Genomic DNA, 11,688 nt, shown 5'->3' on the forward strand with positions numbered 1-11,688 from the left:
GTGTTTATACGCACTTCCGACACCATCGCGTACGACGTATAGTTTCAGTCTTGCAAGACTGACCCATGAGAACGTCCATGAAAAACACCGACAAAACATCCGCCCTGGATCTCAAACTCTCCGATTTCCTGTGTTTTGCGGTCTATTCAGCCAACCTGGCCTTCGGCAAGGCCTACAAGCCGATGCTTGAACGGCTCGGCCTGACCTATACGCAATACATCACCCTGGTTGCGCTGTGGGAGGAAGACAACCAGACCGTTGGCAGCCTCGGCGAAAAGCTGTTTCTCGAATCCAATACCCTCACGCCGATCCTCAAGAAGCTGGAAGCGATGGGGTATTTGCTGCGCCAGCGCGACCCGGAAGACGAACGCCAGGTGCGGATCAGTCTGACCAAAGAGGGACGAAAACTGCGCGAAGGCCTCACCGAAGACGGCTTCCCGCAAACCGGTCTTGACCCCGACGACTTCGTGCAAATGCAGAAGGCCATTGTGAAGTTACGGGGCAATCTCATCCGCTCGACGAAAGACCGGGAGTAAGTCGTAGCGAGTCAAGTGAGTGGCCCCCGATTTCGGAGTGAGCTGCCCCACAAACGGGGCGCCATTCCCCAGCAGTATTCGCGTCTCCTCCAGCACGGTATTTCAACCTCTGGCCAATGTTTACGGGGCTCGCACGCGTTTTACACAACGCTGGCAAAGTAATTGCTGAGTGAGAGCTTGTCCCGTTCTTGAAAGTTGCAGAGTCGGGAACCTGTKGAGCTGTCAGTACCCCATTGAGTGATCGCATGTAACCATCGGTTTACATCGCGAAATACCCCGCCTRCTCAATTGAAGTGCTGCTGTCCTCCTCTGCAACCGTCCAGGGGAAATGCTTATGAGCCACTCCAGATATACGCGTGCGCAAGTAGCGCTGCGCGGGTTGTGTTTTCTGGCTTGCCTGCTGACGGTAACGCTGATGGCGGCAGACGAACCTCAGGTTAATGACAATCAAAGTAATGAGAAGTGGCTGGAGCCGGCACGTTCCAGGCTCATGCACGTGACTGGCGCGATGCCGTTCTTTCCGCATCGGGCCAATACCCCCGGCAACCTGGTTTTGAATGTAAATGACTTCGACAATGCCCAGGTCTGTGGCGCTTGTCATACGGAGATTTACAAACAGTGGCGCTCCTCGATGATGTCCCAGGCCTGGGATGAACCCATCTATCGGGCCTTGCTCCAGCGTGCGAGTTCGGCCACCGAGGGGAAGGTCGATAACTTCTGCACCGGCTGCCATACCCCGATCGGTCTCACGACCGGGCAGATCAATTCGCAAGTCAACCGCTCTTCAATTGAAGACAGCGCGAAAAATCATCCGATGCCCGGGGTCGATTGCGAGACCTGCCACAACATCAGTGCCCGCACGGGCCTCGATAACGGTGCCTATGTTCTGAGCCCTCGAGCGCACGGTAAACCGACCAAGTTCGGCCCGCGTAAAGACGCCGTTTCGCCTTATCACGACACCGTGTATTCCGCTCTGCACACGCGCTCGGACTTTTGCGGCACCTGCCACAACGTCACGCACCCGTTCAGCAGTGTGGCGGTCGAGCGTACCTATGACGAATGGCAGGAGAGCGCCTACAGCCTTAACGGCGTAACCTGCCAGAGCTGCCATATGCCGGGTTTTGCGGGCAAGGCCGCGATCATGGGGCCAGACCGCGWGGAGGTCGCCTCGCATTGGTTCAGCGGAGCCAACGCGATGATGCTCAAGCATCTCGGTCAGGAAGTGGGCGCGCAACGCGCGCGCGACATGCTCGCGCGGGCGGGGGAAATAACCTTCCAGCAACTGCCGGCCGCCATCATTCCCGGGCAATACAACTCGGTAGCCGTCAAAGTTTCCAACGTCGGCGCCGGGCACAAGCTGCCGACCGGTTTTCCGGAGGGACGGGAGATCTGGATCGACTTCCGGGTGCTGGATGCCAGTGGTCGCGAGGTCTATCGACTGGGTGCGATCAAGGACGGCAAGACCGAGGACAACACGCGAAACTTCAAAGTGCACATCGGCGACGAGGACGGCAATCCGTTGGACGTCGAGGTCTGGAATGCCACACAGATTCTCTCGGACAACCGCATTCTGCCCAAGGGCTACGATATCGGGGAGTTCTCCTTCCTGGTACCGGCCGACGCCGTCGGGCCGCTGACCCTGACTGCTGCACTGAACTACTGGCCATTCTCCCAGAAGCTGGCCGATTACCTGCTCGGCAAGGACAAGGTGCAGGTGGAAATCACCCAGATGGCCAAAGTCACGCAGAGCGTACCCTTGTCACCGATCACTGCGTCCCGACCCTAGGGGGGCGCGTTGAAGCGCTTTCAGGTTTGCTCCCGGAACACCCGCGCCACGGCGGTGGAGGAGTTGCTGTGACTGGAGCGACTCGGGGTTCCGGCCTGCGCCGCGCAGGCACGGCCCAGAACCCTATCGGTGAGCGGATCAGGCAATTCTGGTGGGGTCGGCGGGGCTTGCACCCCATTCGAGGAAGCGGATCTTGTGAATCTCGCCTTCGCTGTCTTCGTAGACCAGGGTCACCGGTACCACGCCGGTCTTGTCGGATGTATCAGTGCGCTGCAATACCCGTTTCACATCGATGTCCATTCCGTAGTGGTATTCGACGGCCGAGACATGCGCGCCGGGTTCTTGCAGGCTGTTCTGGTCGAAGACACTGGGTGCGAGACTGGAAATCACGGCACTGACAATTGTGGCGATGCTCATAAGGCTGTACCTCTACTGAAGTTCGCTTGACAAGGACTTAATGTGACACGCGATGAAAGTGAAGTTCATCGCACCGCGACGAACGTGCCTGCCTGAAAAGCCTGTAGTGGCTGCAATCTCCCGGCAATTCCCCGCGCTTGACGCCTCTCGACCGTTCGTCCTTTAAACCCCCGTATTTGCTGGGCAAAGTCCGTTTCTGAAGGAGGTCATGACATGTCATCACGGATTTTTCGCGAGGTGGTTGTGACGATACATGAACCGAAAAGCTCGCTCCCACAGTGGCTTTGCGGTGAGCGCGTCATTTGCGTACACCTGCGATCAATTGTGGGAGCGAGCTTGCTCGCGATGGCGGCGTGTCAGGCGGCATGGATGTTGGCTGCGATGGCCTCATCGCGAGAACGCCTGCTATCGAGCACGGGGGCTGTATGTACCCAAGCGCAGGAGAGCGACTGTTGGTCGGATGAAAGATGGGGCCGGGTTTTATGGCGCCGGCTGTTTATTGACGTTTTTAATGGCGTTTTAAAACAATGGGTTGGCGTCTGAAAATCAGAGTCTTGTCATAGTGAATGCTTGTTGACGATCGAATTGAGTCCGACCTAAGTCTGATTTCCGAACACCAGGAGCCCGGGACATGCGACTGGCGACCGGCGGCGTCCCCGGTTCCCTGCTATTAATCAATGAGTGTTCGAGTGCTGATCGTTTCGGGAGCGCGTCATGAATCCAACCATTCGCATCGGCATTGCCGACGATCATCCGATGTTGCGTGAGGGAGTTGCCAATACGTTGAGAAAACGGGCGGATCTTCAGGTCGTGGAGCAGGGCGCCAATGCGCAAGATGCCATGGATATTGCCCGCAAGATCCGTCCGGATGTGATGTTGATGGACGTCAATATGCCGGGCGATGTGTTCGCCGCGGTGCGGTTCATTTCCACTCAACTGTCGAATGTGAAGGTACTGATGCTGACGGTTTCGGAAGCCGAAGATGACGCCTTTTTGGCACTGGAGGCCGGCGCGCGCGGGTATGTGTTGAAAGGAGTCAGCGGACCGGAACTGGTCCTGGCTATCAGATCGGTTGCCAGGGGGGAGACGTATATCACCCCCGAGTTCGCCAACAAACTGCTGAGTAACGACAAGAAGCCCGAAGCGCAAATTCACACGATTGATCTGACCCATCGCGAGGAGGAGGTCATTCGTGAAGTTTCAAAGGGGCTGACCAATAGGGAGGTTGCGACAAAGCTGATGATCAGCGAAAAAACCGTCAAGCACCACATGGGCTGCGTGATGCAGAAACTGCACGCCCGAAATCGTGTCGAAGCGGTCACGGCTCTACGGCATTACAGGGAGCGCGAAGCTGTCGGGCGACTTCACAACGGCGCAGCAAAAACACCAATGGATGCCGGAACACTCCCTAGAGTTTGAACTGTGCATTGACCGACGTACCAGAGACGCAAGAGTCGATGCTGAACAACCCACCCAGAGATTCAATGCGATAACGCAAACCGGCGAGCCCCAATCGGGTTCTGCCGGATGCCCCTTGCAGCATGGCGTCCGCCGCCATGCCTGGACCACTGTCCCTGACGCTGATGTTCAATACTTCATCAATGTATTGCGCCTGGATGACCTGACCCTCGCCGTTGGCATGCAGGTAAGCGTTGTTGAGGGCTTCTTGCACAAAACGGTACAAACAGAGTTTGAGCGGTAGTGGCGCGGCCTCCGGTAGCAGTCCCAGGGTTAATGTGACCTTGGTGCCAGTGCGTTGCTCGTGCCGTTGCGCCACCAGTTGCAACTCTTCCACCAGGCTCAATTCATTGATTTCCGGAAGTGCCAGGCCTCGCGATAAATCGCGGACCTCACGCAGTGCGTCGGTGGCGGCGCCACGAATGGTTTCCAGCGACTCCTGATCGACAGCGGAACAGTTTTCGGCCAGGTCGTCGAGCCGGATCAGAATCAAGGTCAATAACTGCGCCGGCCCATCGTGCAGGTCTGCACCAATGCGCCTCAAGGTGAGTTCGTTGACATGGGAAAACTCCTGGGTAGCCGTCGCCATCTTGCTCTGGAGTTCGGCATTGCTGATGTGCAGACGGGTTTGCTCCTGCAGCCGTAAGCGCAGTGCCACTTGTTGTCGCTGGATGATCTTGTCACCGCGTCGCACGATGAAAAAAAGCAGCGTCAGCATTGCCAGGGTCGCGGCGCCAACGACCACCCATACCTGCTCTCGGACGCGATTGATCTCGCGCTTCAGACTATCGGCCTTTTCATAAAATTCACCCACCGCGATGACTTTCCTGGTGCTTGAATCCCGCAGGGGCGCGTAGATCTCATAGAGCGGCACGTTGAGGTTGCGCTCGAACTCGTTCTCATCCTCGTTCAGCCCTTCAAGGTCGGTGACCACTTTGCCCTTGAGTGCCTCGGTGATCTCATCCAAAGGGAATGTGTGGTTGGTGATGGCTTTATTCGTGCTGTAGACCACCGTGCCATCCGCCCGCCAGATCTTGATCGAGACAATATGATGTTTGAGCGAACGACTTTCCGTGAGGTGGTCCAGGGACTGGACACTTGCATCCGAGAGTTTGTTGTCCCGGCTCATCTCCTGCACATAGGGCTCCAGAAACGTATCCATGTACTGAGCGCCTGCTTCTGCTGCGCTATGTACCGCGGCACTTTCTATGCGTGCGCTCACCAGTTTGCCGACGAAGAACATGGTCAGTCCCAGGATCACCGCAGCGGCAATGACAAACTGGGTCGAGCGACTCAGATTGCGCGCCTTGACCCTGATCCGTGTGCGCCAGATTCCATTGCGAGCGGCATCGCAAACAAGGGCTGGCTCGACCAGAGCCTCAGTCTCCTGTGCGATAAAAGTCGCGTGTTCCGATTCGGCTTTTGCATCTTTTGCCATCGACCTGGTTCCCTGATCATCGTGATAAGTCGGTTGGAAACCCTGCAACTCAACGGATATCTGGAGATTGGCTGTGGACGCCACGCCCATGACTGACAGTAGTTCACTGTATAGCGATCCGACAGCTTCACCGATGGATTACACACCACGGATGATCAGCAAGAGCATCGTCAGTGCTGCTTGATGGCGGCGCCCGTGCGGCGGTAACCGAGAGGTTTCGGTTACCGCCGCACGGCAATGTGTTGCGACGCGTACACCCGACCTATGTTCAGGCTTGCGCGGCGCTGACCTTGCCGGTGACCGTGGAGTTTTTCCGAACCGCTTGATACAGCAGGCTGGAGACCATGAACCCGACAATGGCCAACAGACTCATTAACGAGAACACGTAGTTGTAGCCTTGCTGACCCGGGAAATGGTCAAGGATTGCGCCGTAGATGACGTAGGCAAACATGCCAGGCGCATAGCCGACCAGGCAACCAATGCCAAAGGCTGAACCGGTGATGTGCTGGGGTATGCCGACTTCACCCATGGGTGCCCAGAACACGCCGCGCATGGAAAAGACAATCAGCGCGAAGGAGAGGGTGGCTGCCATGCCCGCATAGATGAAACCCGGGCTTTTCGGGATGAGCATGATGACGCCCATCAGCGGCAACAAAGCCAGGAATGCCCACTTCAGATAGCGGCTGGAACTCTTGAACTGCTTGTCGGCAATGAAGCCACCGGCGGGGCCGCCGAGGATCTTGAGGAAGTACTGGTTGATGATGCCATAGGCGCCCACCAGGGCGACGGGCAGTTCGTACATGTCCTTGAGGTAGGGAATGAAATAGGTCAGGCCGCAATACACGATGTAGACCATGAACACGTTGAGGCTGACCAGCCAGATGCCCGGCACCTTGATGGCCTCTAGCAGGTTCGACATTCCGTTCTTGGGCTTGGCGGTCGACTGGGTATTGCCGCTCTTGAGCAGCAGCCAGGTCAGGGTCCCGGCAAGAATGTCGATGACCGAATAGAAGAGGATCGCCGACTTCAGACCGTTTTCACCGGAGCCCATGGCGACGAACACGCCCAGTGCAGAGAAGGCGACCAGGGTATCGACGACACCACGTCCACCTTCCAGAAGGCCAAACAGGCGCCCCTGTTCCTTATCGTCTCCCAGATTGCGGATGGCTTTGAGCAGCGAGGGCCAGAAGATGCAGTCGGCACATACGGCCAGCAGGCAGAACACAATCAGCAGATTGCTGAAGGGCGGAAAGGTCGCCAGGTAGAGGCCGAGGCTGCCGGTACCGATCAGGCCGAGGGGGATCAGCTTACGCGTATCGTACMGATCGGCGAGCATGCCGCCCACCACAAACAGCGCGGTGGCGATGATGGCGTTGGCGCTCAGCAGCACGCCAATTTCAGTGTGGGACAGCCCCATGAACTCTTGCATGGGGATATAAAAGGCGTCTTTGAGATTCGCCAGCTTGTAGATGGTGCCGCCACCGAGGATGAGAATCAGGAATCTGAGCCATTTGGCCTTGTCATGGGATGTCATTATTGTTCTCCAGGCTTGATTGGGTAGGCAGTGCCGGTCGGCACGTCAGGTTCAGGCGTCAGCGCAATGGGCCAGGGTCAACTCGGCCAGGGYTCGGAACTCGGCCAGCAGACCTCGTACATAGGCAACCTGGTTGTTGGCCCAACGGTGTTCATCGGCCAGCATTTGCTCCAGCGAGAAGCCTTCCGGCAGCGCTGTTTCACTCATTTCCCGGTACGCAATGAACGGGTCCGCGGCTTCGTCCATCTGGCGGAACGCCGGGGCAACGTAGTGGTTTTCCTGCTCGAGAATGAACGCGATCACTTGCACAGCTGATTCGCCGAGCATCAGCAGTTCGAACAACATGCGTGCGTTGGGCAGGTCGTCTTCGTCACAGCCCTGCAGCACGCCGTAATGGCCGAATGCATTTTGCTCGGGGACGATGCGCACACCCTTGAGGTGGGTCTGGCGTATGTGCGGCGCCAGGTTACGGAGCGCAGCAAGGGGCTGTTCGCAGGCATTGATCATGTTGCCGAAATCGAACAGGGCATGCAGCCGAGGGTGGTTCAGGCGGTTCAACAGTTGCGCGATCTCGCTGCTCTTGAGCTCCTCATGCTGCTCGAAGTCGAAGAACAGGTCGTGCTCGTCTGCCTGCTGCGCGAGGTAGTGCAGGTCCGACTCGATCAGGTCCATGACCCGCGACAGCGCTCCTTCGTAGCGTGAGTAAACACGGATGTTGCGGGTGCCCAGCGCCCTGGCAATGGCGATCACTTGATCGACATCTTTTTTCAGGGTGCTGCTGATTTCCAGATGCACATCCAGCCCGAGTGTTTTGGCCTTGGCAGCGAACGCCTGAAGTTGCGTGGCTGTCATTTGACTGAGGCTGTTTTCCTCACCGTCGAGCAAGTGCAGGCTCAGCCCCTGCAGCTCGTGGCGATAGGCGAAGTCCAGCAGGTCAGCAGGTGTCACGCGGCCGTGGGTCAGGTTGGTCAGCAAGGGGTAGGCATGGGCAAACAGGCGCAGTTGGCCCAGTCGGTCGAGCAACTGGCGGGCCAGTGCCTCAGTCAGTACGGGGGGAGCCCCGGCCTCGACAGCCTTATGGCTGAGCAATGCGTTGAATCGTTCCTGGATCTTATTGTTCATACGAGTCGTTCCTGGTTCAGACGCCGGGTCTACCGGCGCAGCCTTTATCGCGCCAGTCAGGAACTCTCGATAGATCCATTATCAGTTAAATCATAAGACCACTTGCCTTGCGTCAAGTGGCCTGCAGCAGATAGCCCATGTTGCTCAAGGCCTGGGCCAGCGCTTCGACGCGTTCTTGGGCCTGGTCCTCAGGGGTGCTGGCAAAGCCGATCAACAGCGCCGGTGGCAAGACATGCTCGAGGCAGTAGTCACTCAGGGGATAGGTATGAATGCCATGCTGGCCGAGTTCCCTGGCCAGGGCGTCGTCATCGAGATGCGTGGGTAACCAGGCGATCAGGTGCATGCCGGCTTCAACAGGCGTGATCCTGAAGAAAGTGCCCAGCCGTTGCTGCAGTTGTTCGACCAGTGCTTGCTGGCGAGCCTGGTACAGCGCACGCATTCGACGAATATGACCGAGAAAGTGGCCTTCGCGCATGAAGTCTGCCGTGACGGCCTGTAGCAGCGTGGGCGGGCTGCGATCCATGACCGCCCGCAGGGTGCAGAAGGGTTCGATCAGGGCGTTCGGCAGTATCACGTAACCCAGTCGTAGCGAGGGGAAGAGCACTTTGCTGAACGTTCCGGCGTAGATGACCCGGGCCCATTGGTCCATGGCATAGAGTGCCGGCAGGGGGCGGCCGTTGTAGCGAAACTCACTGTCGCAGTCGTCCTCGATGATCCAGCTTTGATTGCGGGCAGCCCAGTCGATGAGCTCCTGGCGCCGCGCATAACTCATGGTGATGCCCAAGGGATGCTGACGCGAAGGTGTGGTAAATACCAGGCGAGCGTCAGGACACAACGCCACACCTTGCCGGACATCGATCCCCTGTTCGTCGATACGCAACGGGACCACCAGACCACCCTGGGCCTGGAGCGCAATTCGCGCCGCGATATGCCCCGGATCCTCCATCCAGAAGCTGTCCTGCGGATTGAGCAACAGCATGCCCAGCAGGTTAAAGGCTTGCTGGGCACCGGAAACGATGACCACCTGCTCGGCAGCGCAGTCGATGCCCCGGGCATCGAAGACGTATTCGGCAATCGCCTCGCGCAGGGCCAGCAAACCTTGCAGTTCGCCATAACCGAGCATGGCCTTGGTCGGCTTGTGCAGGTGGCGGTTCATCAGCCGTTTCCAGACTGATTGCGGAAACGCATCGTAGGCACTGTGGCTGGGCAGGAACGAGGTCGGGCTCCCGGTCGCCCAGTCCGCATAGGAAACGCCGCGAAAATGATCGCTGCGCAACGACAGCATGGACTGGCTCAGATCGGACAGGCGAGGCGGCTGGGGCTGGTGTTCTTCGTCATCAGTACCGCGGCCTTCCCATTCATTGCCGACGTAGGTCCCGGCCCCGGTGCGCGACGTCAGAAAACCTTCGGCAATCAGTTGATCGAACGCATTGAGAATGCTGATTCGCGAAAGCTGCAGTTCTTTGCTCAGGGTCCGGGTGGACGGCAGACGTACGCCGCCCTGAATCCTGMCACCGAGAATCTGTTTGCGAATCTGCAAGTAGAGTTGGCGGTACAAGGGGATGGAGCTGGTACGGTCCAGCTCGATACCCGACAACAGCAAACCTGCGGAGGATTTCATTTTTGGTTCGTCTGGATGGAGTGAGTCTGGCCCGAATTGCCGTCAGGCACCCGGGGGCGCAAGGGTATCGAGTGGTACTGGATATGTCATCCGGTCCGCTTCTTCGCCGAGCACTGGCGAATAGAATCCAACCGCCGCCCGGCACTAACGTATCTTGTCATGGTCAATAAACCCCGCACGACCCCAAGCGGTCGATCTGCCCGGAACCGACCGGCCCCGCATCGGTAACTTGATCAAGGACAGTGAAAGCATGCTCGCCGCCACATAATCAGCAACGGCCTCCACCTGGTTCCGTGAATCGGGACTCGCCCTACGTTTACCCCTCAATTCCATTCGAAGATTTTAAGCATGCACCTACGCAAAATTGCAGTTGGGCTGTCGGCCCTTGTTTTGCTCTCGACCGGGGCACAAGCCCGCGGTCTGCTGGACCTGCTCAAGCCGCCCACCGCGCAACATGAACAAACGTCCCGCTCGGGCTCGATCAGCCAGAGCGCGGCCCTGGACCTCTATTCAAGCAAACAGAAACAGGCATCGTTTGACGGCTGTGCAGATCTGTTCCCGGCAGCGAAACCGATCAACACCGCCACCGTGCCGGCAACCATGAAACCCCTGGCGCTGTGTTCCGACAACTTCGCGGTGCTGTACTCGCAAACCAGCAAGACCCCGCTGGTTGTGGTCGAACGCCTGAATGCGGCCCAGTTGCAGGATGCCAAAGGGGAGGAGCGCACCAACCAGTTCTATCCGGACCCACGCATTCCCAAGAGCGGGCGCGCCGAGTTGAGCGATTACCGCAGCCAGCACCCGGCCGTGGACCGTGGTCACCAATCCCCGGCCGCCGATGCACCGAACCCCAATGCAATGGCCCAATCCTTTGCGCTGTCGAACATGGTGCCGCAAGACCCGACCAACAACCGCAAGATCTGGAGCAAGGTCGAGTCTGATGTCAGGAAGTTTGCCAAGCGCGCCGATGGCAACGTGTTTGTCTTTACCGGCCCGCTGTTTGACCCTGGCCACTCCACCATCGGCGACAACCAGGTCTGGGTGCCGACCCGCCTGTTCAAGCTGGTGTACGACGCATCGTCCAAACGTGCCTGGGCCTACGTACTGCCTAATGCTGAAACCCGAATCGAGAAGCCCATGGACTATGAAACTTTCGTGAAGAGCACCGGGCTCAAATTGCTCGGGAACTTGCCCGTCTCAGGTTCCGCAGGGCGCACTTGATGGCTGGATGAGCAGCACCCCAAAGGTTGAATGCAACCGATGGGGTGCTTCATCCGCAATCAAGCGTTGTGCGTGATTGCTGAGGATCAATGCCTTTGGATTAATTCAACTTAAAAAATCGGCAGGAAGTAACAAATAGTAAAAATGAACTATACCCAATAGGGCAATCGCTCCTGACCCCGGGACATGATGCCTCTGAAGTTGGTCGTCCCAGGAACTTCAACGTCAGACAGACCGAGAGATTCTGGTTATGAACGCCTTGAAAATCGCTGCCAGCGATGCGGTACGAGTTTGCTTTCGTAATTCCCGTGAAATCGTCCAGCTCGACCAGACTGACTTTACCGATGTCGCTGTCGCCGTACTCTCGAAAGATGATTTGGCAGCAGGGGCGCTGGATGCCATCAAGCGTACCGGCTTCGACATCCCCATCTTCCTGGTGGCCTCTCAGGGCCGCAGCAATCGTTCCCTGGAGGTCTACAAACAACTGCAGGATGTGATTTTGCAGGTCAATGGTGTGTTTGACCTGTCCAGCAATAATGCCGAGTACTACGGCAA

10 protein-coding genes are annotated in these 11,688 nt (G+C 57.8%); 5 read left to right on the forward strand and 5 right to left on the reverse strand.

Annotation, left to right across the window (positions count from 1 at the left end; all coding sequences use genetic code 11):
- Positions 1 to 77: 77 nt before the first annotated feature.
- Positions 78 to 536, forward strand: coding sequence for a MarR family winged helix-turn-helix transcriptional regulator (locus ACXRVY_RS08370; RefSeq protein WP_108215731.1), 459 nt, complete (start codon positions 78 to 80; stop codon positions 534 to 536).
- A gap of 334 nt (positions 537 to 870) precedes the next feature.
- Positions 871 to 2,322 (forward strand): multiheme c-type cytochrome, encoded by a 1,452-nt coding sequence (locus ACXRVY_RS08375; RefSeq protein WP_458237237.1) that lies wholly within the window; start codon positions 871 to 873, stop codon positions 2,320 to 2,322.
- A 138-nt stretch (positions 2,323 to 2,460) separates the two neighbouring features.
- Here ACXRVY_RS08375 and ACXRVY_RS08380 read toward each other — a convergent pair whose 3' ends face one another.
- A complete protein-coding gene (locus ACXRVY_RS08380; RefSeq protein ID WP_223460653.1) occupies positions 2,461 to 2,739 on the reverse strand; it encodes a DUF2790 domain-containing protein in 279 nt (92 codons plus the stop codon).
- 714 nt (positions 2,740 to 3,453) lie between these two features.
- Here ACXRVY_RS08380 and ACXRVY_RS08385 point away from each other — a divergent pair.
- Positions 3,454 to 4,158: a response regulator gene (locus tag ACXRVY_RS08385; protein WP_223460639.1), complete on the forward strand. Its 705-nt coding sequence runs from the start codon at positions 3,454 to 3,456 to the stop codon at positions 4,156 to 4,158.
- Here ACXRVY_RS08385 and ACXRVY_RS08390 read toward each other — a convergent pair.
- The 4 genes from ACXRVY_RS08390 to pdxR form a co-directional block, all read right to left on the reverse strand.
- A complete protein-coding gene (locus ACXRVY_RS08390) occupies positions 4,148 to 5,635 on the reverse strand; it encodes a sensor histidine kinase (protein WP_223460799.1) in 1,488 nt (495 codons plus the stop codon). The genes ACXRVY_RS08385 and ACXRVY_RS08390 overlap by 11 nt on opposite strands.
- Before the next feature lie 268 nt (positions 5,636 to 5,903).
- Positions 5,904 to 7,169 carry an MFS transporter gene (locus ACXRVY_RS08395; protein WP_458237238.1) on the reverse strand — a complete coding sequence of 422 codons (1,266 nt, stop codon included), beginning with the start codon at positions 7,167 to 7,169 and terminating at the stop codon, positions 5,904 to 5,906.
- A gap of 51 nt (positions 7,170 to 7,220) precedes the next feature.
- Positions 7,221 to 8,291, reverse strand: coding sequence for a sugar phosphate isomerase/epimerase family protein (locus tag ACXRVY_RS08400; protein WP_458237239.1), 1,071 nt, complete (start codon positions 8,289 to 8,291; stop codon positions 7,221 to 7,223).
- Between the two features lie 112 nt (positions 8,292 to 8,403).
- The gene (pdxR, locus tag ACXRVY_RS08405; protein WP_458237240.1) at positions 8,404 to 9,912 is read right to left on the reverse strand and encodes a MocR-like pyridoxine biosynthesis transcription factor PdxR; all 1,509 of its coding nucleotides are present in this window, start codon (positions 9,910 to 9,912) and stop codon (positions 8,404 to 8,406) included.
- Between the two features lie 348 nt (positions 9,913 to 10,260).
- Here pdxR and ACXRVY_RS08410 point away from each other — a divergent pair, with 348 nt between their 5' ends.
- Both ACXRVY_RS08410 and ACXRVY_RS08415 read left to right on the forward strand, forming a co-directional pair.
- The gene (locus tag ACXRVY_RS08410) at positions 10,261 to 11,133 is read left to right on the forward strand and encodes a DNA/RNA non-specific endonuclease (protein ID WP_223460631.1); all 873 of its coding nucleotides are present in this window, start codon (positions 10,261 to 10,263) and stop codon (positions 11,131 to 11,133) included.
- Positions 11,134 to 11,383: 250 nt separating this feature from the next.
- The coding region (locus ACXRVY_RS08415) for an Orn/Lys/Arg decarboxylase N-terminal domain-containing protein (protein WP_458237241.1) at positions 11,384 to 11,688 on the forward strand (305 nt) is incomplete at its 3' end.

The organism is Pseudomonas sp. P5_A2_2 (genome assembly GCF_054177685.1).